The organism is Streptomyces sp. NPDC052682, from assembly GCF_040678435.1.
GTDB lineage: Bacteria > Actinomycetota > Actinomycetes > Streptomycetales > Streptomycetaceae > Streptomyces.
The window spans coordinates 1-24,227 of record NZ_JBFATS010000038.1 but is presented as its reverse complement, the minus strand read 5'-3'; the positions used below and the strand labels follow the sequence as shown (position 1 = coordinate 24,227).

Here is a 24,227-nt window from a genome sequence, read left to right as displayed (position 1 = left end):
GTGGGCGCGTACCCCCCAGCTTCGGGCGTTTGACCCCAGGGGCGCTCTCCAGAGCGCCCCTGGGGACAACCGCCCGTTGCTTTCCACAGGCCGCTCCTGAGGCATCTCTCGACTGCCCGATCGCTGGCTGGTTGCCGAGCAGTTGCCTAGCTCTGCCTTGGATTTGCGTCTTTCAGGGGTAACACAATGGCTCCTGCGCCTACCGATAGGAGGACTTCCATGGCAGAACGGAGGGCCGCCCGCCAGGTCAGGGCGAGAGAGAAGGCTCGAGCCCGCACAGCGGAGCGCCGGCAGCGCGAGCAGCAGCTGGAGGACCTGGCGACCGCATGGTTCGAGGCAGAGGACGAGATAGCGGACAAGGAGTCCGCGGCTGAGGAGAAGATCAGGAAGTACACCGAGAGGGTGCGGGGGGAGGTGGAGAAGGAGACGGAAAAGCTGCGTGAGCAAATGACTGACGTCGTGGCCAAGATGCTGGCGCTCACCGGTGTCCGATCAGTAGCGGAGCGCCTGGGTGTCGCTGAGGCCGTGGTGCGTGAGATCAAGGCGTCCTTGGGTGACGTCGCGAGTGCTCCGGCCGACTCGGGATCGCCGTCGCCGACGGCGCCCACTACTGCACCGTCGCCGTCGTCATCGATGCTGCCACCGTCTCCGGTGCCAGTCGTCGAGACGTCCGCTGCGGCAGAGGGGTCAGTGGCTCTGGCCCGGTGATGCAGGCGCACTGCGGCCCCCGACCTGAGTGTTACCGATCCAGGTCGGGGGCCGCGGCGGGTGTGGCGCGGTTACCGGGTTCCAGGCGTCAGTGGAGTCACCCAGGAGTTCGGGCTAAGGGGGCCCGGGGCGGGTGCGGCCGGAGGAGCTGTTACCGGGCTGGTGTACTGCGGCTGGGGGAGGTAGTGCCCCGTCGGTCGGCCAGGGTCAGCCGGCCGGTGTACCCACCGGATCTTGGCGCCTGCGGTCAGTTCCGTACGCCACGGGTGATCGGTGCTGAAGAGGATCCACAGCTGCTCGCCATCGCGTGTGGTCTTCTCATAGCGTGCGAGGCGGAACCCAACCTGGCTGCCGTCAGGGGTGTCCACCTCGATCGTCATGCCGATCCAGTCGAGATCGAGTTCTTCGATCGGCGTCTCCGTCATTCTGCTGCGCGTCACGGGCTCCCCTTTCTCTCGAGCGCGCAGATGCTGTTCGCACTGACCGTGCGTGACAGTGCCTCAGCCCGGGGACATGATGCGGCGCGCAGTGCGACATCCACGCCCCGGGTCCCGGAGACATTGTGCCGGTGTCACCGGGGCGGGGCTGCGGTAGTGACGGCGGCTACGCATGCTGACCCCCGGTACCTGGAAGGAGCTCAAAATGGCGTCGCCGTGGCGGAGTTGGGCGACTCGTACGACCTGGGAGTGCTGGCGTCCCAGCCCCAGCAGCGGGTGCGGGTAGGTGGCGAGGTAGGCCGCGAAGAACAGGTTCGTGCCGGTGCCGCCGGCGGGGTTGATCGCAGCATGTCCCCCTGCCTCCTTCGCGGCGCTCAGTGGGTCGTCAGCGCAAACGTCGTCGTTCGTCCAGCCGAGCCGCCGGGAAGTGCCCTGGTCGTCTGTGCGGGAGCCGCGCGGGCTCGAACCTGCTTTGTAACTCCGAGGGTGGGGCGGCGCGAGCGCGCCGCCCCGGCTGGCGTGGGTCAGCAGATGAGGAAGCGCTCCGGGTTCTGGCGGGCCATCATCAGGAGGGCAGCATCAGGGCCGCCCTTGGCCATGATCAGCTCACCGGCGAGCGCGTCGGTCTCGTGCTCGGTGAGCAGCCGGGCGCCGGACCGCTGCAGGAACTCGTCGATCGTGTCGAGAACGTCGTCGGGGTGGGTGAAGTGCTCCACCAGGCCGTGGATTGCGGCCGGTTCGCCGCCCTTCCACAGCTGCACGGACAGGGTGCGCAGCACCGGGTCGAAGACCGGCACGATACGGGTGCTCTCGTCCAGGTCGATTGCGTTGCCGTAGGCCATTGCCTCTGCATTCCCTTCGGGTTGGTGGTGGAGTGTCGGGGGCTTGCCCTGCCCCTTTTCGACGTAGGTAAATCTATTCATTTGCCGTTGGGGAGTCAACCGCAAACCCACCGACAGGAAGGAATCGGCCTCGTTACCCTCGCCACCCCGCTCACCCCTTGCCGTCCACCGGGTCGCACTCGGCCGGCCGTCCCCGCCACCCGATCAGCAGAAGCCGCAGGACCGCCCCCTTCCTCTCCCGGCGAAAAGAGATTTTCAGGGGGTGCCGGACGAAGCGCAGGGGAGGAGCGGGACCTTTTTCACCGCGACGAAGGAGCGGGGAAAAGGTCCCGATACGACCTTGCGCACAGTCCGCCGCACCCCCTGATAATCTCCCCGCCGGGAGGGAACCATCCGCACCCCGCACAAGCCAGCCCTACCACAGTTGGCTCACCGGGGCCGCACAGCGGCCCCACCATTCGCCCCGGCTGATGGCCAGCCTGTGCCGTCGCCCACCCCCAAGGGCACAAGCCACCATCACCCCGACGTCACGAGAGCCTCTGCCTCCTGGCGCCGGTAGTACTCCGTGCCGCCGACGACGAGAACGGGTTTCGGCGCCGTGCGGCGTCGCAGCAGTGTCTTGACGCGTTCGCGTCGCTGCGGCGGGGGCATCTCGTTGCGGACGGCTGCCGGGAACAGGTCGGGGATCTGCTTGCGAGCGATCAGCCCGTGCTCGGGCATCACCTTCTGGGCAGCCTGCGACAAGTAGCGGGCGGCGACTTCGGGTGAAACCTCCAGCCGTGCCGCGACGGTCTCGGTGGTGAGGTCGGTGCCCTGGGCGATGGCGGTTCGCACCAGGTCGGCGACCTCGGCGACTCTCCCGGCTTTAGTCCGCGTGGTGTCCGCATGGCCGGTGCTCCTCCCGCTGTAGCCGGGGCGCTCGGCGTCGTACCAGGCGAACCACGCGGCGACGGCGGCAGCGTCCCGGGTGCGGTCCTCCGCGGCGGGCGGGAAGGGATGGCTCGGGTGCTCCGCGTACGCTCGGGCCAGGTTGCCGATGGCGCCGGGGGTCACGCCGCGTCGTCGGGCGATCTCTACACGGCGCCACCGCTCCCCGGGAGCGTGTGCCATGGGGCGCGGAGCGGCCGCCAGGCGTGGGCCGGATTGCACATCCGTGGCCCCCTCCTTGTCGCCGAAAAGCCGCACTCGAGCCCACTCCGCCGCCGTCTGCCTGTCGATGAGCTGGGCTCTGCGGGCACCGACTCGAGTCTTCGCCTCGGGGATGGGGTGGGCCTCCAGCCAGTTGCGGATCGTCTTCGGCGAAACGCCAGCGAGGTGTTCCAACTGCTTACGGGTCACCCAAGGGTCGTGCAGCGCGGCGAGCCGCTGCTCGAACTGCTCTCTCGTCGTAGTCATGGTGGTGTCATCCTGTCGCACCCGGAGCCGTAAACTTATGGACACTGCCAGCGGGAGACCTGATGCGGCCTCGTCGTTGGTGGTGGAGAAGGGTCGGCGGTTTTGCCCGAGCCAGCACGCTTCGGCGGGGCTGGTACGAGCTTCGGCTCGTAACCGCCGGCCCACTTTGCCGTCTGCGGCCGGGGCGGGGCCGGTGCCTGCTGTACTACCCCGCCCCGGGCCTGGCAGATCATGCCGTCAGGCGGGGCCGGTCAAGGAAAGCGGGCGGCCAGGTCGCCGCGTACTGCATCCGTCGGGGCGAGCACCCGCACCCGCCGCTCGTTGCAGCGGCGGGCCAGGTGGCCGGCCAGCCGCAGTCCCGATGCCTATGCGGCACTGAGCTGCAGGAGTTCCGGTACGCCTTGTGCGCGAGCGTAGGGCTGGAAGCGTGGGAGCAGGTCCTCGATGAGCTGAACGCAGCGGGGTGCTCCGATACGGCGGGCCAAGAGGAGTGACTGAGTGGCGGCGGCTGCGGCCGGCTCGGGCTCTTTCTGGTCGAGATAGCTGGCTGCCCGGTAGGCGAGGAAGACCCCGCGGGTCTTGTCCCGCGCTGCGGGCAGCAGTCGCTCCCCTTCCGTGATGAGTTGGTGTGCCCGTCCCGTGTCTCCAAGGTCGAGGAGCGTCTGTCCGGAGTCCACGGCGAGATCGGCTTCGGAGATCCAGGTGCACCAGGTGGGCCGGTCGGCGCCTGCGTCACCGAGGTGTTTCTCCGCCGCGGCGAGGGCGCGCAGGGCGGCGCGCCGTTCGTTGCGTGCGGCCAGGGTGCGGGCCAGGCGCAGGTTCAGCAGGCACCGGGCGGCCGGATTCTGGGCGCGGGTCAGAGCGTGGTTGAGAATGCTCGCTGCGGTGCTGTGGTCCTGGCGCCAGGCTGCCTGATAGGCGAGGTCGCTGAGGAGGCCTGCGCCCATGTCGTGGTCTCCGGCCGCGCGGGCGTTGTGCAGCCCGGCGATCCAGTACTGACTGGCGTGGGTGTGGCGGCCCAGGTCGAAACGATGCCAGGCGATGGTCTGGGACAGGTAGGCGGCCAGACTGTGCAGACGCAGTCCGTCAGCGGGTGTGTAGCGGCCGTCGGTGATCAGGTGCGTGACGGCGGACAAATGGGCGTGGAGCAGGTCGGGGATGTGCCGGCTTTCGTCGGTTGCCATGCCGGCGAGTTGTCGGGCTGAGTTCTCCAGCCAGGTGATGAGTTCGGGGGCGATCGGTGTGCCGTCACGGGTTTGGTCGAGAGCGGTCGCAGGGCCGGCTGCCCAGTCCGCGGCCAGTGCTGACAGGGCGGCTCCTGAGATCGTCAGGAAGGTGCGGCGTTCCATCGCTGTTCGTAGGGCCTCTCTCAGGGCGTGCACGGAGCTGTGGGGGCCGAACGGGACAACGCCGTTGGCGGTGAGCGGCAGCCAGTTCGGCCAGTCGTCGGCTCGGACGATGTCCGAGGGCCAGCCGAGCGCTTCAGCGATGTAGACCTGGTGTTCGTCGTTAGGACGGACGCCGCGGTGCCATTTGCGGATCCGTGCCTCGTCGACGCCTGAGCGCAAGCCTCGTCTGGCGGCTGCGGCCCGGATGCCGGCGACGAGGTTCTCCATGGTCAGCCCGGCCGCTATGCGCGCTCTGATCAACGGGTGCGGGATGTCTTCCACGTCTTCATCCAAGCACTCAGCGCGCAGGGCCGGTAACGCTTTGGCAGGGCGGGACCTCCCCGGGACCTCCTTCAACTGGTCGACGCAGCCGAATGCGCAGCCCCATCCTTCTATCCCGACGGCGGGTGAGGACGCGCTGACCGAACGTATGCGCCACGCGTGGGAGTTCGCTGTAACAGGCCTCGTGACCGACGGGTGACCCCGCCGGGCCATGCGCTCCCACCGCTCGGGCGTCGAACCTCGCCGGGACCCTTCCCGCAGGCACGACGCCGGGGCCCCACGGCCCCGCGAGCAGCACGAGAACAACACCCCGAGAACCCCAAGAGAGAAGGAACCTCCACGTGTTCATCGACATCCCGAGCGAACTCGAAGCCGCTCTGATCGACCTTCCTCTCCCGCCCTGGGAACTAGACGGCTCGTTCCTGGCGAAGTCCACCATGGAGGAGTACCGGACCGAGCTGACGGCCGCTCCACGGTTCAAGGAAACCGCCGCGACCCTGCGCCACGCACTGACCGGGGAGTACGGCGGCTACGCCGTACTGCGCCTGGGGAACCTGGCCAAGGCCCTGGGGGCCGGGGACCGGTTCCGGCGGCTGGCGACGGCCTTCGCGGCCGAGGTGGCGGTCCCCTTCTCGCCCTTCCCACGGTGGCCCCTGTGGAAGGACATCGGGGTCAAGGTCGACAAGGACCCCGGCAAGTCCAGCGGCATCGGGTACAACGCCTTTCACATGGACCTGGTGAACGCGACCCTGCCCCCGGACTACACCACGCTCCTGTGCGTACGCCCCGACCCGCTCGGCGGCGGCCCCAGCATCCTCTCCGAAGCCCACGCGGCGGTAGCTCGGCTGTCGGAGGCCAGCCGCGCCCTCCTGGCCGAGCCGGCCTACCACTACGGGACCTTCTTCGACCTGCACGGCGTGGGTGAGGAGTACAAGCCGTTCCCGATCCTGGACGGCTCCGACCCGGGCGACGGGTTCGTCCGGTTCACCGCCAAGATGCTGGAGAGGTCCGAGCTCGGCCAGGCGCACGCCGACGCCGCCAGGGAGCTCGCCGCAGAGCTCGTCCGGGGGCAGGTGTCCTTCATGCTCCAGCCCGGGGACTACCTCATCGTGAACCAGCGCCGCTTCCTGCACGGCCGGGAGGCGCTCCACAGCGGTCAGGAGACCGTCCCGGTCTCACAGCGGCGGCTGCTCCTCCAGCTGTTCCTGCGCGCGAGGACCGACGACGGATCTGCCGCGTAGCCGCACGACGTGCTCGGGGGATGGACCAGGGGTGAGACTGCCATGGGGGCGGGCCCGTTCGGGCCCCCGGGAACGGTGGCGCAGCGTGCTCCCCTGGGGCCGCGCACGGATCTATACGCGCGAGTTGCGCAGTGACTGCCAAGCGGCGCCGGCCAGCGCCCGCGTCGCCTGCGGGACCGACAGATGCTCGTGCTCGCGGTACAGGGCCCAGTTGTATCGCACGAGCGACAGCTTGTTGGAGGACAGCGATCCCGCCCGGTGGGCCCTGTACACCGCAAGCGGCTCATCCAGGCCCCGGGCGTCAGTGCCGTCCCGCATGATCGACAGCCAGAGGGCGTAGTCCTGGCGCTTGCGCATCTCGGGCATCAGCCTCGTGCCCAGGACGTTGCGGTCGTACATGGCGGTGAGGGCCCCGATGTGGTCTCGGACCAGCATCGCGCGGTAGTTCACGTGCGCCCGCGCACGGATCACCCGCCCGTTCGGGACCCAGTCGGTGCTCTCGCCGTCGTGGTCGGCATCCATCTTGTAGTACGAGGTGAACGTCAGCGGCGCATCACCTTCCGCCGCGAAGGCGAGCTGCTTCTCGGTCTTCTCCGGAAGCCACATGTCGTCGCTATCCAGAAAGGCGATGTAGTCCCCGCGGGCCCGCTGAATCGCCAGGTTGCGGGCCCGGCCCGCACCGCCCCGTTCGGGTGCCGACTCCGGCAGAACGCGCTCGTCCTGCTCAGCGAACTCGCGGAGCAGGTCCATGGAGCCATCGGAGGACTGGTCGTCGGTGACCAGCAGCTCCAGGTCGCTGTGGGTCTGCGTGAGCACCGATCGGACGGCTGCGCCGAGAGTGGCTGCCGAGTTGTACACGGGCATCACGACGGACACCAGGGGCACAGCGCTTCTCCTTGCCAGACCAGGAACGACGGTCCATTCAAGCACCGCAATCGAGTAGGAGCTGCCATGCAAATAGTTGTCGCTGGTCAGGGCTATGTAGGGCTTCCCCTGGCCGTACGCGCCGCAGAGGTGGGTCACCGTGTCGCCGGCTACGACGTGGACACGCACCGCGTCCAGCAGCTCGCCGCCGGACAGTCCTACGTGAGGGACGTGGACTCCTCGCGGCTACGCGCAGTGCTGGATTCCGGGGCCTACTCCGCGACCGCCGACGCGGCCGCGCTGGCCGGCTTCGACATCGCAGTGATCACCGTGCCGACCCCGCTGCGGGACAACGTGCCCGACCTGACCTACATCGAGTCCTGCGCCCGGACCCTGGGCGAGCATCTTAGCCCCGGTGCGACGGTGGTCCTGGAGTCCACGACCTATCCCGGCACCACCGAGGAAGTGCTGCTGCCGATCCTGGAGGAGGCGTCGGGCCTCAAGGGCGGGGTGGACTTCCGGGCTGGATTCAGTCCCGAGCGGATCGGGAACAAGCGGTGGTCGTTCGAGACCCCGAAGTTGGTGTCCGGAATCGACGCCGAATCACTCGGTGTGATCAAGGGGTTCTACGACACCATCTTCAAGACCACGGTACCGGTGTCCGGGACGAAGGTCGCCGAGCTGGCCAAGCTGATCGAGAACACCTTCCGGTTCGTCAACATCTCTATGGTCAACGAGCTGGCGATGCTGGCCGCTTCCCTCGGCGTGAACATCTGGGAGGCGATCGACGCCGCCGCGACCAAACCCTTCGGATTCACGCGGTTCACCCCAGGGCCGGGAGTCGGCGGACACTGCCTACCCGTCGATCCGATGTTCCTCTCGTGGAAGGCCCAACAGGAGCTTGGCGTCCCTTTCCGTTTCGCGGAACTCGCCGCCCACGTGAACCGGCAGATGCCCGACTACGTCGTGCGGCGTCTCGTGGAAACACTCAACAAGCGCGGCATGCCCGTCAGCGGATCGCGGATTCTGCTGCTCGGTCTGACGTACAAGTACAACGCCACCGACCTTCGCAATTCTCCTTCAGCTCGTGTTGCTGAACTGCTTATCGGCCTCGGCGCCGAAGTCCTCGGCGCCGAACCCAACATCCCAGACGGCGACGACACCAAGCTGAACGTGCCCCGGGTCGATGCGACCCCGGACGAGGTGGCCGCCGCTGATGCGGTGGTTCTTCTCATGGACCACCCGCGATTCGACTTCCCGATGATCGAGCAGTGCGCATCCTATGTTCTTGACTGCCGAAACCGACTTTCTGGGCCGAACGTCGAGACCCTTTAGCTGCTCAAAATTCCCCCGGCATGCCGGCGATCCTCCATCCCCGGGAGTTGTCTTGCGCGACGAATGGGAACACGCCCACACGGACTACACCATGCCCCCGCAGCGTAAAATTCCAGCTTCGCTGGCCGAAAGCGAGAGTGACTGGCGCCATTACCTGGAGTGCTCAACCCCCAACGGCTGGCTGATACGGCACAACGCCATGACCGAAGCGCTCGTCAGCGGAAAGCCGATGTACCTGCTGCACACCACCAAGGACATCGACGCCATCCGCATCAGCCGGCAGTTGCATGTCTCTACCGGATGCCTGGTCGGAGCGCTGTACTGCTCGCCTCTCGTCAGTCAGCGTGATGGACTGCGCCCACATAACCTCGGCGCCTACCTCATGCGGACGAAGCCGTCCACCACGCCCATGATCTTCGAGGTCATTCCGGACGCTCCGATCCGGCCCAAGGGCATCGACTACCTGCATCTCGGTGCCATCCACTTGCGTACCTACGAGCGGTACCGGAGCTTCCTCACCCTGGCCGAGAGCGACCAGCTCGACCATGCCGTGCTAACCGGGCTGCGTGCGGCGGCCGTGTTCCTCGATGTCGCCCTGCGCAACGCTGCCGGCCATGCCACCCCGGCACCCGAGTTCATCGACCAGTTGTCCGAAGCAGTGGCCCACGTGCCCTTCCTCGGCTACTTGTACTTCGAGGTTCTCTCCGAATACCTGATGCTTCACTCCGTTACTCCGGAGACCAAGGCCTACGCCGAGGCGGGAGAGCTGAACAACTGGCTTTACAAACGACTCGCCTTCGCCGCCGTGGACGGCATGGACCAGTTGTTCGACCTGGCTCGCTTCAATCCACGCCATGACCAACTCGTCCAGCTCATCGGAGGCATAGAACCAGCTCTCGGCCCGGCAGTCGCCGAATACGTCCGGCGCCGACTGTCCCACCTGTTCGCCCGGACTGCGCTGCACACGTCCCAGGATGCGGCGTCGGTTACCTTTCAGGGCTCTGATCTCTGCACGATCCGGAACTTCGCGCCTGGACTGATCGGTCAGATGGTCTTCCGTGAGATCCGGTACATGCCGCGCTACCGGCAGCTCTACCACTGCTTCGAGAAAGCCAAGGCTCTTGAGGCATGGGATTACTGGAACCGGGAGGGAATACCCACACCCTTCAATGGAGTCCTCCCAAAGGGAGAGATAGGGATAAATCCCGTATACCCCAGGTCGGCAGTCAGGGTATGGGTGGCAGAACAGGACAGTAAGGGCTACTTACGTCCGGCTGAGGAGGTCTCGGCCGTCTTCACGCCGCACTTGGCGTCGTGGTGGGCGCCCCCTCGTCTCCGCGAGATGCGGAACGCCACGGCTGACTCGCGAGTCGAGGTGGCCCTGGGAGCTCGCCCTCCGGTTCCACTCCAACGGTCATCCATGAACGGAGTTTCCGCATGACCGCCCAGCTTCTGAACATCGTGACAGGCATCAACCGCGTTTCCGTGCCTTCGTCCGGGAGTATGATCCTCGTCAACGACCTCTACGGCGCGATGCCTGATATCCACACGACCTTCCTGGGCAGGGCGCCGGTCGATCCGGTCTGGAAGACCGCGTTTGATCAGCTGATCACCCTCTCCACCGCGAAACGTCCTCACGGCCCGGACTTTGCCTTCTACGTTGACGAGTTGACGCGTGAGGTCGGTGCACTCATCGAGAGGATCCAGCCGAATGCCATTCACGCCCAGTACCTCGGATTCGCTCTCAGTTTGGCCTTCACCCGAACTGCTGGCAATATCCCGATCATCGCTATCGCCCACGGCCCCGACGTGATGATGGCCGAGCGCAGCGCATCGGAACGCGAGGCCATGAATGAAGTCGCTGCCGCAAGCGCCGCGATCGTCGCCCCGACTTCCGCACTCGCCGACCGCATCGACCGTCTCACGGGACACAGATTCACCGACCGACTCACCGTCATCCCATGGGGCATCCCCGTGAGCGATGCTCGGGTACGCGATCAACCGCCTACTGGAATCGGCCCTATGTCTCTGGTGCACGCCGGTCGCCTGGACGGCAACAAATCCACGATCACCGCCGTCGAGGCCCTCGCTTTAGCCGATCAGCCGCACCACTTGACCGTGATCGGCGAAGGAATTCTGCGGCAGCATCTGGAAGAACGGGCCATCGAACTCGGGCTGCGGAAGCGGGTTCACTTTGTTCCGTTCCTGCCTCGCGCCGAACTGTGGCGCCGCTTGCCGAACTTCGACGCCTTCGTCTTCACGACCAGGGGCCTGGAGGCTTTTGGGCTCGTCCTCATTGAGGCCCAAGCCCATGGACTTCCGATTGCCTACTCCGATCTTCCCGGTGTGAGGGAAATCGTAGGTAGGGCCGGCGTTCCCTATACTCCTGGCGACCCGCGCTCGCTGGCCGCGGCCCTAGACGAGATGGGCCGGGACTTACACCGGCGCAAGGCCCTGACCAAGGCGGCCGTTGATAACGCGCGCCGCTACGACATCACTACTACCGGCCGCCAGCTTTGCCAACTGACGCTCCGCGTTACCTCCTGACAAGTGTCGGCTGTCACCGTACGCGCACCCTGCACCGGACGCGGAACTCCGTACGACGGCATACGGGAGCGCGCGAGAGCGGCTCGTAGGGGAGCTGGGGCGCGTCGTGGCGGATGGTTTCCGGCTGCGTGGCCGGGGCGCGCCCGCTCGGTGCCCTACACCGCAAGCACCGCAACCGCAGGTCTGCGAGCCCTGTCTTCCCCCCTCATGACAGCGAACCGACGGCCGCAGCCGACCTCGGGTGATCGGGAACTGCGGCATTCGGAGTGGTTGCCGGAGCCGGCGCACTCGTCGCCTTGGTCGTCGCCTACCGCCGCCAGCGCGTCGACGAAGTCGGCGCCCGTGGGCGGGCGGGTGGCCTTCGGCGACCCGGCGTTCTCAGGCGGCATGGTGTCCTTCGAAGGCGCGACGGGTTCAGCTCCCAGTGGGCTTCTCGCCGCCGCCGCCTCTGGGTGGCTCTTCCCTGGCCCTGGCGGACCTAGCGGCCACGCAACCGCGTGCAGTGCTGGCGCCGCTCGGAGGGGATGGCGCAGATCCACGGGCACCCGTTCTGCCACTGGTAGTGACGCGCAGCTCGTCGGCGTAGATCGTGGCCGGCTCGACGGTCCAGTCGGCAGCCTCCAGAGCGGCGACCAGGATGCGCACCGTCTCCAAAGCGGGCTGGTCCGAGACGCCTGGTGTCACCACCGACAGCTACGGACCGCTGGAAGCCCTCGCGCGCAACTGGGTGAACTGAACAGTGTCCTGTTCTCCCGAAGCTTCGGCGAAATGACAAGTAGACCTCTGTAGCGGATCAGGGGTGTACTTGTCAGAGCTTTGGGTGAAATGGAGATAATCGGTGCGCCGCCGGATAATCTTCGGCTCCCTGGGCGACGCACGGCAGGGGGAACGCGCATGGGAAGCGGCAGCGGCGGCAGCGATGGGCGGGACGGAGAGTGGCTCGATCTGGCCGACGCCATCACGCTGTTGCGAGAGCAGGTCGTGGAGGCTCGGGCCAGGATCGCCGGGCCGGATCGGGACGGCGGGGTGCGGTTCGGGCTGGGGGAGATCACGGTTGAGCTCGGCATGGAGCTGACCCGGACCCTGGGCGCAGACGGCGGACTGCGGTTCGCCGTCGCCGGAATCGGCGGGCGGCGGGAGCGGGCGGAGAAGGGGACGCACACCGTCACCGTGCAGCTCACACCGCGGTCGGCCGACGGTAGGCCGCTGGACGTGGGAGACCGGGGGTAGCCGCTGATGGAGTCCGACCGGCGGGTGCAGATCCGCCTGTACGACGGGGCGGGCGCCGCGCCGCTCTTCGGGTCCGGCTACCTCGTGGGGCCACGCCTCGTGCTGACAGCCGCCCACGTCCTGAGTGATGGCGGCTCCGGGCCGGCGTCCGGCCGGTTGACGGTCCGCCGGCCGGACGCGGGTACGGAGGAGTACACCGGCCGCGTGCGTTGGTACCGGAAGGAGGGAGCGGTTGACGCCGCCTTGGTTGAAGTGGATGTCGGGCAGGGCTGGACGCCGCCCCCGTCGCTCGGCGACCCGTCCCGCCGGCCGCCGCAGCGCTGGGGTCGGCTCATCGGCACCCGTCGGCACGAGGTCACCGTGGTGGGCTTTCCCCGGATGCAGAAGGATCCCGACACCGCGGACCGCAATGACCGGCAGCTGGACGGCGTGATCCACCCCGGCACCGGCTCTCTGACGGGGCGCTACGAGGTGAGTAGCAACGATCCCATCGTGCCCTTGATCGACAAGACCTGGAAGGGGATCTCCGGGGCCGCGGTCACGGCCGAGGGCGACTTCCTTCTCGGTGTGGTCGGCCAAGACCGGCAGGCCACCGGAGGCGTCCTGCTCACGGCCACCCGGGCCAGTGAACTCCTGAAGGACGACGACTTCCGCCGACTGGTCACCGAACACTCCGAGTGGGAACCGCTCCTGGAACCGGTCGAACCGCACGACCTGCTCGCGCCAGCGTCCCGCCAACAGGACCTGCGGTCCCCCGCCATGCTGCTGCGGGCGGACGCCGAGATCGTCCGGTTCCGCGGCCGGGACGATGAACTGCGGGACTTGCGCGGGTGGTGCAACTCCCCCTCCCCGCCCTTCTCGGTGCGGGTGCTCACCGGAGGCGGCGGCCAGGGGAAGACCCGGCTCGCCCGGCGCCTGACCGACGAACTGCGTGCCGAGGGCTGGGTCACCGGACACCTGTTGCCGTCGCCCCCACTGGACGACCGCGACATGACGAAAGCGGCGCTGCGCACCCTGGACACCGCGCTCCCGCTGCTGCTCGTAGTCGACTACGCGGACACGCGCCCGTACCTCGTCCGCCGCCTCGTCGAGCACCTGCGCACCACCCGCCACCGGGCGCGGGTCCTGCTCCTGGCCCGCGCCGACGGCGGCTGGCGCCGCGACGGTACCGGCGAGCCCTACGCGGACGAGATCCTGGCCGGCGCCGAGGTCACCGCCCTCGCACCGCTGGTCCCCGCCGGCGGCCCACCCGGAGCGTGCGCGGCGGTGTTCACGGACGCCGTCACCGACCTCGCCCACGCCCTGGACCGGTTCGGTGGTTTCCCCGGCCGGCCGCCTGCCGGCTGGACCCCCCTGGCCGCGGCGCTGAGACCTCCGCCCCGCTTTAACGGAGAAGCAGACGACTCGGTGCTCGGCCTGCAGACGGCGGCGCTGATCACCCTGCTGCAGCACGGCACCGCACCCGTCCAGGCCGACGGCTACGGTGATGACCCCGCCACCGTGCTCCTCCTCCACGAGCAGGGCTATTGGGCACGGAGCGGCCTGAGGCTCGACGGCCTCGCAGACTCCGCGCCGGGCGCCGCGGTGGCCGTGGCAACCCTATGCGGCGCGGCTGACCGGGACGAGGCGGTGACCGCCCTCCGCGTGGGCCTCGACATCCCCGCCCACCGGGTGGGCGACGTCGCCGCATGGCTCCGCTCCCTTTACCCGCCCGGCCCGGGCCGCTACTGGGGTGCCCTTGAACCCGACCGCGTCGGAGAACTCCACGTCTGCAGCCTCCTCTTCGACGCCGAGGTCCCCCTCCACCTGCCCGCCCTGCTGGCTGAAGGCTCCCCCGACCAGCAGGCACGGCTCCTCACCGTGCTCGTGCGCGCCGCCACGGCCCAGTGGGAGCGTGGCAGGAGCGAGCGGACACACGGCATCCAGCGGGAATTGCTGGCGGCACTCGACCAGACCACCCCCCACCCGACTGCGCTGCGCCTGCTCGACCTAGTCCTCCCGCACGGCGACAGCGGCCTGGACGCCCTCGCCATGCGGGTCGCCGAGGAACGGGTGGCCGCGGCCGTACGCCGTCTCGCGCAGGACGACTCCGTCCACGCGCGGGCGTCGCACGCCCTGGCGTTGAGTCACCTGGGCGGACAGCTGAGCCGAGCCGAGCGGCACGAGGAGGCGGTCCGCCTCCAAGAGCAGGCGATCGGCTCGCTGCGCGCCGTCGCCGAGACGAACGACGCGTATGCCTCGATCCACGCCGGCATGCTGACGGGCCTCTACGACGACCTGCTGGCCCTGGGCCGAGACGACGATGCACAGGCGGTGCTCGACGAAGCTCTCACCGTCGTCGAACGGCTCGCCGACGCCGCCGACGACCCCCCCGACCGGTCGGAAGACATCGCCTGGCAGCTGAACTATTTGGAGCCGCGGCTCTGGCAGGCGGGGCTGCGCGAGGCGGCGATCCGGGTCCTCCGCCGAGAGGTGGACCTGCGGGAACGACTGACGGCGGGGGCGCCAGGCACCGACGTGCTTCTCGCCACCTCCCTGCAGAAGCTCGGCGTCCGCCTGCTGGAGTGCGGACGGCTCCAGGAGGCCTTGGAAACCACCGAGAAATCCGTCGAGCACATGCGTCACCTCGCCCGCGCCGCCCCGGCCGGGTTCGAGCCCTGGCTGATGTCTGCCCTGATGAACTGGAGCACTCTGCTGCAGCACCTGGACCGTGGATTCGAGGCGGTCGAGCCGTTGCGACAGGCGGTCGCAATGGGCCGGCACCGGGTGGCGATCGGTCTCGCCGACGCGTCCGAGGAACACCGCACCGCCGTCCTCGGGACGAGGCTCGGCGTCCTCCAGGGAGAGGAAGGGCAGGTGGTTGAAGGGATCGACAGCCTGACCGGAGCACTGGACAGTTGGCGGCGGCTGGCCGCCGCCGATCCCGAGGTGTACGGGTCCGACCAGGCCCGGTGCGAGCTCCGCCTCTCATATCTCCTCCTGGCGGCGGGCCGGCCGGAGGAGGCCCTGGAAGCCTGTGGGATGGCGGTGGACCGGTGGCGCGCCCTCAGCGCAGCACATCCCTTCGTCCACAGCCTTCCCTTCGCCGCCGCCCTGGCCGACCACGCCTCGCTGCTGTGGCTGTGGCGCGACCTCGAGGGCGTGCTGGCGGCGACGGGCGAGACGGTGGAGATCTACCGCGCCTTCGCCCACTTAGTGCCGGAGAAGATGACCGCTCTACTGCACCCTGTGCTGGAGCTCCAGGCGCGGGCATTATTCCAGCTCGGCCGCGACAAGGATGCGGACGTAGTGGTGCAGTGGCTCAGGGCCCACCCCCTCCCCGACGGGGGCGGGGAAGGGACGGCCTGAGGTGCCCGTTGCGCCTTGGCCACCGTGGTCTTCGCGAGCCGTTCCCGGTTCAGCTCCACCCCCTGGTCAGAGGCCATCCTCCGATTCGAGGTGGTCGCGGCCGGCGGCTGTGGCCGTCTTTGGCAGATGATGGTGGCGGGACGGGTCGATCGCATGGAGCTCATCTCAGCAGGGAGGGGGCAGTCCGCCCGCGGACTGCGGGTGGTTACAGGACGGCGCTGAGGGCGTGGCCGAGCCACTGAGGGACGTTGCAGCTGACGGCGTTCCCGGCCTGCATGGTCTTCTCGGCTTTGCTGCGGCCCTTGACGATGTAGGTCGCCGGGAATCGCTGGGCGCTCATCTGCTCGCGCCACTGGAGCATCCGGAAGTGACAATTCTCGATCTTCACCGCCGGTCTGAGCAGACCGGCGGAGTCGCGGGTGGACAGGGTGTGCAGCGGCTCACTGGTGCGCTTGGGGACCGTGCCCTTCCGGAACGGGATCACCAGGCCGTGGTGGTTGCCGCCCGCGGTAACGGTGGCCAGGGGCCGGTCCACGCGCTCCGCGGTGGCGTGGTTGCGGAACTCGACGATGAAGGGCGGGGCAGCCAGATTCGCCGTAGTGGCGTGCGGGAACGCTCCGGGCGGCACGACGAGCCCTTCGCCGATCTTGACGGTGCGCGACGGCAGCGGGGTGAGGTCCGGGCGGAAGGCGCGACCGTCATGTCCGCCATGGTTGACGGTGACGACGGAGGGATGGTCGGGGAACATCTCCAGACCGGCGGCGATGCGGTCCAGGGTCGTGGGCGCCAAGGGGCGCTTGCGGTCCCCGATCCGGGTGCCCAGGTTCGTCCAGTCGATGATGTCGGAGGCGGGCCGGACGTAGGGCTCGACGACCACGGTGGTGTCGTGGTTCGGGCAGGTGTAGTCGTACTGCTGGCCGTACTTGCCGATCCGGGTCTCGGTGTGGCCCGGCCGCCATGTCTGCCGCGCGTAGACGTCCTCGTCGCACTCCTCGCACCGGGCGAGGGGCCGTGGGGCGACATCCGGAAGCCGCATGCCAATCCGGGTGAAGACGATATAGAGGCGGTCTCTCCACTGGGGGGCGGCCGGGTTGAGCTCGTCGCCGATGTGCGCGGAGCTTACGCAGACGATCTGGTAGTTGTAGCCCAGTTTGACCATACCGCTGAGCCACCAGTCGAACAGGATCCAGTCAGTGGCGAACTCGGTGACGTTCTCGATGAGCACCGCCTTGTACCGGTGCACCTCGACCGCACGGATGACGTCGTAGGCGGTCGCACGGGTCCGCTCGAACGCGGCGTCGGGCAGCGAGCGCAGCTCTTCCTCAGTCAGTCCGCTGACTTTCTTGCTGCGACGGCGGCCCCCAGCGGGCGAGATCTCGGTGCAGATGGGGCTGGCCCAGAGTACGTCGGTGCGCGGCAGGCGGCGCATGTCGTAGTTCGAGACGTCCGCGCAGACGTGCTCGGCCTGCGGGTGGTTCGCCGAGTGGGTGTCGATCGCGGTCTGCCAGTGGTTGGCGGCCAGCTTCAGCTCCCAACCGGCGTTGACCAAGCCGGTGCTGGCGCCGCCAGCGCCACAGAAGATGTCGGTGAAGGTGATGCTCAACGTCCGTCCTTGCACGCCGTGTGGTGGTGGAGTCGGCGTGCCGGGCCCGGTTGCCCTCCGGGCCCGACACGGTGGAACGATCAGCTCGGCGGAAGCTGTTACCCGCCGTAGGTCTGGCAGGCGGTGACCTCGGACAGCAGCAGGGCGCTGATCCGGTTGACGACGACGGCCGGGACCTCGACCGTTGTCGGGCCGCTGCCGTCCCGGCGCGCGATCGTGATCAGCGCGCCGCCGTCGTTGGCCAGCTCGCCATAGTGGCGCGGCAGCCGGACCAGCTCCTCCAGCAGCCACGCGACGGTGGCGGGGGAGGTGGCGTCCTGCTGGAGGCGGGCGGGCGCGCCCAGCGGGTGACGGCCGCCGTAGCGGGCCATGACGCTGGCGACGTACCGGGCGACGTGGTCGGCCATTACGTCCATGTGGGCGCCGCCGAGACTGGCGCCCCGGGCGCGGTTGTGCGGCATCGAGTCGTACACCACCGCGATGTGGTCCTCAGGGCCGTAGTGCTCCACGTGCCACCCCTGTACCTGCTCCAGCCGGGGAGGAAGGGTCTCACCGGCGCCGATCAGCAGGTACGTCAGGTCCGGCAGCCCGATGCGGATCTGGAAGCCGCCGCCGTCGGCGGGCGCCAGCTCCGCGTCAAGGCCGCGCCCGCGCAGAGCGTCGAGGACCCGCTGGTACTGGGGCGCGATCTGGTTGCGGGAGTAGGCGTAGTTGATGACGAAGCGGATCAGCGGAGCCGGGTCGGCGGTCCAGTCGAGGTAGCCGGACTCGTCGGTCGCGGTGCCGAGGAAAGTGCGGCGCCGCCAGAAGAGCCGGGGCCGCCCGCCATGGTGGCCGGGAGTGATCCACAGCTGGTCCAGGCTGCTCGGCAGGACGATCACCAGCTGCCTTTCGCCCTCTGTGACCTGAACTTCCAACTGGGCCTGTGTGCGCAGTTCCGCGCCCAGCCGGGAGATGGGAACGAGTTCCACGAACCGTCTCCTCATGGTTGGTGGTGGAGTGTCGGGGGCTTGCCCTACCCCTTTTCGACATAGGTAAATCTATTTAATTGCGCGCGGGGAGTCAACCGCAATACGCCACCGAACATAAGCAAAAGCCCGTTACCCGCACGCGCCACCGGCGTCTGCGGGGCGGGCGAGACCCCGCTCCGCTCCCCCGGCCGCACCCGGCCGACCACCCCCGCCATCCGACCATGAGAGTCGCAGGGACGCCCCCTCTCCCTCCCGGCAAAAGAGATTTTGAGGGGGTGCCGGACGAAGCGCAGGGGAGGAGCGGGGCCTTTTTCACCGCGACGAAGGAGCGGCGAAAAAGGCCCCTAGACGACCTTGCGCTTCGTCCGCTGCATCCCCTCACAATCTCCCCGCCGGGAGAGAGTGTGTCGTGTGCATAGTGGGTGCAGTCGGAGCGCCAGGGCAGCATGATCACGCCTGAAGCGTCCGAGAGCAGCCGGCGGCGTCAAGTCGGCTAGCATGGCTGGTACGGCAGACGAGCCGAGCGGACGGCCGCGTGGAGTCCCCCTGGGGGCTTCCCGAGGAACGTCCGGACTCCATAGGGCAGGGTGGTGGCTAACGGCCACCCGGGGTGACCCGCGGGACAGTGCCACAGAAAGCAAACCGCCGGGAGCTTCAGCTTCTGGTAAGGGTGAAAGGGTGGTGTAAGAGACCACCAGTGCCCAGGGTGACCTGGGCAGCTAGGTAAACCCCACCCGGAGCAAGGTCAAGAGGAGCGCCGTAAGAGGCGCTCTGCGCGGACGTTCGAGGGCTGCCCGCCCGAGTCCGCGGGTAGACCGCATGAGGCCAGCGGTAACGCTGGTCCTAGATGGATGGCCGTCTCCCCGGCCGCCGTGAGGTGACCGGGTGACAGAATCCGGCGTACAGCTCGACTCGTCTGCCGCTTCACCAGATCGGTGATCTGGAAAGCAAATCTGCTGCTTCAGTCGTCTATAAGTGCCCTTTTCTCGCGAAGTCGTTCCCGGAGGGCGCCGACCATGGGAAGTGTCATACCGCTGAAGACGAACAGCACTGCAAGACCGCTTAGTGTCGGGCTCACGACCTGCTCGATCCCGAGCGGCCAGGGATCGTCAAGGGTGTAGAAGATGACGTAAGAGCCTTTACAGACTGCGTAGGCCATACCGAGAACTGCGGCGACTGAGGAGAGCGCGAAGCCGACGCTGCTCCACGGGCGAACTCTCCAGTTACGTCGTGACGTTCTTCCGCACATGAACATCAGCTCGCCACAGGTGACCAGGACGTAGGAGAGGTAGATAAGTAGATACGCGGCAACCCTGTGGTCGTCGATGTATTCGGTTGTGAACTGTACGTCGGGCCGGTTAGCTGCGAGGAAAAGCGGCACCATGACGGCGAGTTCTAACGCGGCGGCGAACGCGCGCTGGAGTACCGCCGACTTGAGGTACTCGGGACGGTAGGCCAGATCAACCATCGTGATCTGAATCGCAGCGCACCAGAGGATCGCACAGACGTGAGCCACGAGCTTGCCGGCGTTGGGCATGCCTGTGGCGTGCTGCAGTTGATTGGCCACCGTTGGCACGGCGCACAGGACGCCCAGCGTGCAAATGGCGAAGGCGATGGCGATCGCCCAGGTGGCGACGCGTGGGTTGCCCACAGCTCTGCGAGTGCAGAGGGCAGTGACCAGCAACCCCACCGCGGTGCAGGTGCCGAAGACTATGCCGTCCACCACTTACAGCCCCTCCAGTGCATCGGCCGCGTACCGCGCGGCTTCATCCATGCTGCGGCGCCGTCGGCGCTTGCTCTTTTCCTTTCCAGATTCAGCGTTCGCCGCCGGCTCCAGTCCGAGTTCGGCCCGGCGCTGCTCCAGGACTGCAATGAGGTTGCGCAACTCGCTCTCTGGCAGGCCGTTGAGCAGCGCTAGGATGCGGCGCGCATCTGGGTCTTCGAACGCCTCGAGAGCTGCCAGGTCGTTATAGCTCTCGTGTGGAAGGAGATGGGCCGGCGGCACGTTGTTCAGCGCTTTGCACAAGGCCACGATCGTTCCCACGGTGGGGTTGTCGTGGGAGCCGTTGGCCAACTTGGCGATGGCAGCAAACGACACAGATGCGTGCTCCTCGGGCAGTGCGTTCACGGCCGCGGACAGTGAGCGCGACGTGTGGGCACGCCCGTTGGCGTCCAGGCGGCTGGCCATCAGGGCTCTTAGCTTGTCCGCCAGCGACGGGCCGTTGTGACTCACCACAGGTAGGAACTCCCCGACGTGCTCCGCGAACCGTCCTGTTGATGACTACACACGACCACGTACCGGTCTCTCACTCTGTCGAAGGCCAACTGCTGTGTACTTTAGTTGACATGATCGGGGGCGCAAGGCAGGATCCCGAGAAGGAGGAACCCTATGCAGCAGCGTGACTACGGCATGCCATCGCTGGCAGCGCATCGATCCGACTTCGTGGGCTCCGCCGATGGGAGGGCCTGCCGGGACATCCTGCACAGGTGCCTCCCATGACCTGAGGCAGACGACCCAGTCGTAGCGCCGCACCGGCGAGGGTCGAGGGGGAGTCGACGGTGAAGAGCAGTGGGCAGGTACGTCAAGTGGTCTGCTGTTGGACCGGGCTGGTCTCGCCGGCCGTGCCAAAGTACCGGTGCTGCAGCGTGGTTGGCGCAGACGGCCTCGGAGGATGAGCATGCAAGCCACTGTGATGCAGCATGTTGGTTCTGCGTAGAGGAGGTCGCAGTTGCGCGGAAGGACTGACCTTTACAGAGACCACGGGGGCGATAGCGATGGCGATGCCGGGAGGGAGCCGGCAGGCAACACGGAACGATACGTTCCCCGGGGAGGCGCAGAGCACCCTGGAAAGCTCCCACAGACGCACTGAGTTGGCCGGTGAGGGTGGTGCTGATCGTCTACGCGACGAACAAGTGTCAGGCTGCTGCACGCGGCGCAAAGCAAGCGGAGGTGCTGCGCCAAGCGGCGTGTGGCTTGGAACGGACGACGGCACGGTGCTCTTTTTTCCAGTTACTGCCGACGTGGACGGGTTCCCGCTTCAGTTGGATGAGGATTATCCCCAGCTGGACGCGGCCGACCAAGCCACACTCGACGCCGCCAGTTGGCTGATGCCAAAGCTGCCGCGTGAGCTGATCGCTGAATATCTTGGCTTAGGCCTTTCGGGACAGTGAGGCCTGACCGCGCTCGTGGGAGCTTCGGCGTGGTAGAGCTGGGGGCGCGTTGTGGTGCTTACGTCTCCCTGTTCTCAAGACGCTGAAGCTGCGCGATCACGGGCAAGAGTGCCTGCCGACTGGACGGCAGTAGCTCGTGACACTTCTTTGCGATGTCGCGAACAGCCTCATCCTGTACCGCAAAAAGCAGATCTGGCTGCCGGAGAAGGTCCGAGGCAGTCGTGAGCTGCTCGTCGGCAAGTTTGTCGGCAGCCTCAAGGAGTCCCATCAGGCGAGGTAGTGCGTCCAACAAGCCTGGCTGGTCGGCGAGGTCGCTCAGAGTCCTACGTTGCTCCGGGCTGAGGGCGCTGGCTCCCAGAGCGACCTTCCGGACACCTTCGTCGCCCAGTGCATCAAGCGTCTGAAGTCGTGCGAGCAGTCCCTGAACAGTTTCGCGATCGGCCTCGCCTGGCTGCACGTTCTGCAGCCTGATGTTGCGGACGCCTAGACGCCGTAGCTCCCGGAGAAGATCCAGCTGTGCCTGGGTGTCGTCTTCGAAGGCAACCTCATCATCGACGAAGTAAGAGATACGTCGTTTGAAGTATTCAGAGAGTGCTTTCAAGTGGCGCAGCGTAACGTTCGTGCCGGGCTTGCCTGTCGCCAGCTCCCACAGGTACGGACCCGAGATCGGGACGCCGGTCTGCTTCGAGATCTCGCGGGCCAGAGTGTTCCAGGATGGCGGCTTGCCACCTTCGGCGGCGAGCCCGTCGCGAAGGGCGGTCAGCTTCTCGGCGAGCGTGCGGGGTGCCGCGCTCTCGTCACTGCCGGTACCGGGCATCGTTGGCCCGCCCTCCCCTCTTCGTCAGGTCTCGGTTGCTCTCGGCCCGTACGGACAGTATCAGTCATCTACGCACGTGAATATCACTGTGGGAGCAGACCGCGTCAAGGTAACGTCCCGTGGGCATGTGCTACAAGGTAGGACTAGACCAGTGCCCTCATGTCAGGTGTATCGCCCAGTACGCTGAGGTTAGTCGTGTAGGCGGGCTCTCTACGGGTGTTTACCGGATCTGGTTGCCGGTCGACTGGCGAGGTCGCCGATTGGTAGCGCGGGGGTTCGGGCGCTCGGCTTGTGCGTGGGGCCCAGAAGTTCCGGAGTCCAGGGGCTGAGGCGCTCGGCAACGCCGATGCGCCGCCAGGCTCCCGGCTTGTCTCTCTTCCCCTGGGGCAGCAGGCACCGTGGGCGCGTGGACACGGACATGATCACCATCGGCGAACTCGCGGCCAGGACCAGGCTGAGCCGCAAGGCGCTACGCCTCTACAGCGAACGCGGGCTGTTGCCGCCCGCCGAGGTCGACCCGGGTGATGTGGGACTGGACCGAGTCGCTGATGCCGGCCGATCCGGTTTGCGGACGGCGGCGGGCCGACCACCCCGCACCCTCTAGGCCATCGCAGGGAAGTACCGCACCAGCTCACCCTGGCGTGACCTACCCGACGCGCTCGGCTCGTTCCAGACCGCGCACAAGCGGCTGATTACGTGGGCTGGGGTTCGAAGGCCGCAACGAGCCCGCCGGCCACGCGCTCGGACGCTCCCCCGGCGGGTTGAGCGCCAAGATCCACGCGGTCGCAGACGGCCATGCACGGCCCCTGGCCCTGACGACAGCCTCTGCTCTGAAGCAGCGAGGCCGCCTCGCGCTTGCCCCGGCCGACCAGGGAGGGCAGCGCGATGGCACCAGTGCTGCCAGGGAGAGATCGGGGGGCGACCACAGCGTTGCGTCCGTTGGGCAGCTGTATGTCGAGCTCGGACAGCCCGGCGGCCAGACATCGCACCTTGCGGGCGGGAGTGGTGCAACAGAGTTCCCCCTTCGCGGCGGGGCGCCGCCCGGAACCAGGTCGAGGCCGACGTGAGGAAGGCCGCCCGGCACCCTGAGGCGCCCCGAACCTAGAATCGAACGCATGGACGATTCAGAGTCGCGGCTTGCTCTGCTCCGCTTCCTCGAGCGGGTGCAGGAACGCGACCTGGCCCGCACCCGCCGCTGGATCGCCGAAGAAGAGCGCCGCCAGGCCCTACGCCAGCGGGGCATCGACCGTCGGCCACCACCGCCGGACTGGCTCCTCGACCTTGGCCTGACCGGGCGCGACCCGTTGTATGTGCACGTCGGCGACTGCTGGCGTGCCGGGAAACGCTCCAAGGGCATCGACCGTGAGCAGGCCCGGCGAGCACTCGCCGACGGGGTAAAGCCTTGCCCGCACTGCCAGCCGGACAAGGCGCTAGGGCTTCTTGACTAGGCGGAGGACCGCGCGACGGCGGCTGCAAGGACCAGTACCTGGCTTAGGCGGAGGACGACAGCCACCCGGTACGCCCAAGAGCGTTTGGTCAGCTCATCGCTGTTGCGGCGCTGAGCACCGACCATCGCCGCAGCCACGTCGGCTTTGACGACCTTCGTGTTCGCACCGTTTTTCCACCGCTCCAGGATGACCCGGGCTGAGGGGCCGTGCAGCCAGCTGCGTGTCGGCAACAGAACGAAGAAGACGCAGAACCCGATGGCCAAGAGGATGACCAAGAGTTCCATTGCCTACGCAGGTAGGAGGCGTCCCTGCGCGGGATCCGCGTTCACCAGGCCGAGCCCAGATGAGGAGGAGGTGACCAGGGCAGCAACGCTCAGGATGGCCGATGCCCGCGTTCGAAGGCTCTCGAAAGCACTCGTCTGGCTCGCCAGCTTTTCACTCGCCGCCTCGTACGCGAGATCAACTAGCTCGTCGCCTCCCGGAGCTGCGACTGTCACATCAGGTTCCACAGTCAGGGGAGCGGGCGGTGGGGGCGGGGCACCTGCGGGCGGCGGAGGGGGTGCCTGTGTGGGCTCTGGGACGTGCTGCCAGTCTGGGTCT

20 protein-coding genes, 1 other RNA gene and 2 pseudogenes are annotated in these 24,227 nt (G+C 67.6%); 12 read left to right on the top strand and 11 right to left on the bottom strand.

The window, feature by feature from the left end:
• Positions 1 to 219 precede the first annotated feature (219 nt).
• A complete protein-coding gene (locus AB0K80_RS33510) occupies positions 220 to 708 on the top strand; it encodes a hypothetical protein (RefSeq protein WP_365676272.1) in 489 nt (162 codons plus the stop codon).
• 71 nt (positions 709 to 779) lie between these two features.
• On the opposite strand, the gene AB0K80_RS33505 is transcribed toward AB0K80_RS33510, so the two are convergent.
• The 4 genes from AB0K80_RS33505 to AB0K80_RS33490 all read right to left on the bottom strand — a co-directional run bounded on the left by AB0K80_RS33505 (position 780) and on the right by AB0K80_RS33490 (position 5,064).
• Complete coding sequence (locus tag AB0K80_RS33505) at positions 780 to 1,148, bottom strand: hypothetical protein (RefSeq protein WP_365676270.1); 369 nt, start codon at positions 1,146 to 1,148, stop codon at positions 780 to 782.
• A gap of 521 nt (positions 1,149 to 1,669) precedes the next feature.
• On the bottom strand, positions 1,670 to 1,987 hold the full coding sequence (locus AB0K80_RS33500) for a hypothetical protein (RefSeq protein ID WP_365676268.1): 318 nt from the start codon (positions 1,985 to 1,987) through the stop codon (positions 1,670 to 1,672).
• A gap of 516 nt (positions 1,988 to 2,503) precedes the next feature.
• Entirely contained in the window at positions 2,504 to 3,382 is an 879-nt protein-coding gene (locus AB0K80_RS33495) for a hypothetical protein (protein ID WP_365676267.1), read from the bottom strand.
• Positions 3,383 to 3,747: 365 nt separating this feature from the next.
• Positions 3,748 to 5,064 (bottom strand): XRE family transcriptional regulator, encoded by a 1,317-nt coding sequence (locus tag AB0K80_RS33490; protein ID WP_365676265.1) that lies wholly within the window; start codon positions 5,062 to 5,064, stop codon positions 3,748 to 3,750.
• 329 nt (positions 5,065 to 5,393) lie between these two features.
• Here AB0K80_RS33490 and AB0K80_RS33485 point away from each other — a divergent pair, with 329 nt between their 5' ends.
• On the top strand, positions 5,394 to 6,293 hold the full coding sequence (locus tag AB0K80_RS33485; protein ID WP_365676263.1) for a TauD/TfdA family dioxygenase: 900 nt from the start codon (positions 5,394 to 5,396) through the stop codon (positions 6,291 to 6,293).
• Positions 6,294 to 6,404: 111 nt separating this feature from the next.
• Here AB0K80_RS33485 and AB0K80_RS33480 read toward each other — a convergent pair whose 3' ends face one another.
• The gene (locus tag AB0K80_RS33480; protein WP_365676261.1) at positions 6,405 to 7,178 is read right to left on the bottom strand and encodes a glycosyltransferase family 2 protein; all 774 of its coding nucleotides are present in this window, start codon (positions 7,176 to 7,178) and stop codon (positions 6,405 to 6,407) included.
• Between the two features lie 66 nt (positions 7,179 to 7,244).
• On the opposite strand from AB0K80_RS33480, the gene AB0K80_RS33475 reads away from it, so the two are divergent.
• The 5 genes from AB0K80_RS33475 (at position 7,245) to AB0K80_RS33455 (ending at position 15,617) form a co-directional block, all read left to right on the top strand.
• Entirely contained in the window at positions 7,245 to 8,492 is a 1,248-nt protein-coding gene (locus AB0K80_RS33475; protein ID WP_365676259.1) for a nucleotide sugar dehydrogenase, read from the top strand.
• A 52-nt stretch (positions 8,493 to 8,544) separates the two neighbouring features.
• The gene (locus tag AB0K80_RS33470; RefSeq protein WP_365676257.1) at positions 8,545 to 9,933 is read left to right on the top strand and encodes a hypothetical protein; all 1,389 of its coding nucleotides are present in this window, start codon (positions 8,545 to 8,547) and stop codon (positions 9,931 to 9,933) included.
• Positions 9,930 to 11,039, top strand: coding sequence for a glycosyltransferase family 4 protein (locus tag AB0K80_RS33465; RefSeq protein WP_365676255.1), 1,110 nt, complete (start codon positions 9,930 to 9,932; stop codon positions 11,037 to 11,039). Before AB0K80_RS33470 ends, AB0K80_RS33465 begins: the two co-directional genes overlap by 4 nt.
• Before the next feature lie 894 nt (positions 11,040 to 11,933).
• Positions 11,934 to 12,269, top strand: coding sequence for a trypco2 family protein (locus AB0K80_RS33460; RefSeq protein ID WP_365676253.1), 336 nt, complete (start codon positions 11,934 to 11,936; stop codon positions 12,267 to 12,269).
• A gap of 6 nt (positions 12,270 to 12,275) precedes the next feature.
• Positions 12,276 to 15,617 carry a tetratricopeptide repeat-containing serine protease family protein gene (locus AB0K80_RS33455; RefSeq protein ID WP_365676251.1) on the top strand — a complete coding sequence of 1,114 codons (3,342 nt, stop codon included), beginning with the start codon at positions 12,276 to 12,278 and terminating at the stop codon, positions 15,615 to 15,617.
• Positions 15,618 to 15,822: 205 nt separating this feature from the next.
• Here the strand turns inward: AB0K80_RS33455 and AB0K80_RS33450 are convergent, their stop codons facing one another.
• Both AB0K80_RS33450 and AB0K80_RS33445 read right to left on the bottom strand, forming a co-directional pair.
• Complete coding sequence (locus tag AB0K80_RS33450; RefSeq protein ID WP_365676246.1) at positions 15,823 to 17,220, bottom strand: DNA cytosine methyltransferase; 1,398 nt, start codon at positions 17,218 to 17,220, stop codon at positions 15,823 to 15,825.
• Between the two features lie 98 nt (positions 17,221 to 17,318).
• The gene (locus AB0K80_RS33445) at positions 17,319 to 18,191 is read right to left on the bottom strand and encodes a hypothetical protein (RefSeq protein ID WP_365676244.1); all 873 of its coding nucleotides are present in this window, start codon (positions 18,189 to 18,191) and stop codon (positions 17,319 to 17,321) included.
• 515 nt (positions 18,192 to 18,706) lie between these two features.
• On the opposite strand from AB0K80_RS33445, the gene rnpB reads away from it, so the two are divergent.
• An RNA gene (gene rnpB, locus AB0K80_RS33440) (RNase P RNA component class A) lies at positions 18,707 to 19,110 on the top strand.
• 42 nt (positions 19,111 to 19,152) lie between these two features.
• Here the strand turns inward: rnpB and AB0K80_RS33435 are convergent.
• Both AB0K80_RS33435 and AB0K80_RS33430 read right to left on the bottom strand, forming a co-directional pair.
• Positions 19,153 to 19,917, bottom strand: a complete 765-nt coding sequence (locus tag AB0K80_RS33435) for a hypothetical protein (protein ID WP_365676242.1) — start codon at positions 19,915 to 19,917, stop codon at positions 19,153 to 19,155.
• Positions 19,918 to 20,379 (bottom strand): hypothetical protein, encoded by a 462-nt coding sequence (locus AB0K80_RS33430; RefSeq protein ID WP_365676240.1) that lies wholly within the window; start codon positions 20,377 to 20,379, stop codon positions 19,918 to 19,920. It abuts the gene before it with no gap.
• Positions 20,380 to 21,158: 779 nt separating this feature from the next.
• On the opposite strand from AB0K80_RS33430, the gene AB0K80_RS33425 reads away from it, so the two are divergent.
• Positions 21,159 to 21,362, top strand: coding sequence for a hypothetical protein (locus tag AB0K80_RS33425; protein ID WP_365676238.1), 204 nt, complete (start codon positions 21,159 to 21,161; stop codon positions 21,360 to 21,362).
• A gap of 58 nt (positions 21,363 to 21,420) precedes the next feature.
• Here AB0K80_RS33425 and AB0K80_RS33420 read toward each other — a convergent pair whose 3' ends face one another.
• The gene (locus AB0K80_RS33420) at positions 21,421 to 22,179 is read right to left on the bottom strand and encodes a hypothetical protein (protein ID WP_365676236.1); all 759 of its coding nucleotides are present in this window, start codon (positions 22,177 to 22,179) and stop codon (positions 21,421 to 21,423) included.
• 418 nt (positions 22,180 to 22,597) lie between these two features.
• Here AB0K80_RS33420 and AB0K80_RS33415 point away from each other — a divergent pair.
• The 3 genes and pseudogenes from AB0K80_RS33415 to AB0K80_RS33405 form a co-directional block, all read left to right on the top strand.
• Positions 22,598 to 22,696: pseudogene (locus AB0K80_RS33415) on the top strand (MerR family DNA-binding transcriptional regulator); the annotation flags it as partial.
• A gap of 7 nt (positions 22,697 to 22,703) precedes the next feature.
• A pseudogene (locus tag AB0K80_RS33410) lies at positions 22,704 to 22,994 on the top strand (transposase); the annotation flags it as partial.
• Between the two features lie 300 nt (positions 22,995 to 23,294).
• Positions 23,295 to 23,627: a DUF6233 domain-containing protein gene (locus tag AB0K80_RS33405; RefSeq protein WP_365676234.1), complete on the top strand. Its 333-nt coding sequence runs from the start codon at positions 23,295 to 23,297 to the stop codon at positions 23,625 to 23,627.
• Here AB0K80_RS33405 and AB0K80_RS33400 read toward each other — a convergent pair.
• Positions 23,624 to 23,911 carry a hypothetical protein gene (locus tag AB0K80_RS33400; protein WP_365676232.1) on the bottom strand — a complete coding sequence of 96 codons (288 nt, stop codon included), beginning with the start codon at positions 23,909 to 23,911 and terminating at the stop codon, positions 23,624 to 23,626. The two genes, AB0K80_RS33405 and AB0K80_RS33400, sit on opposite strands and share 4 nt — an antisense overlap.
• Between the last annotated feature and the right edge of the window lie 316 nt (positions 23,912 to 24,227).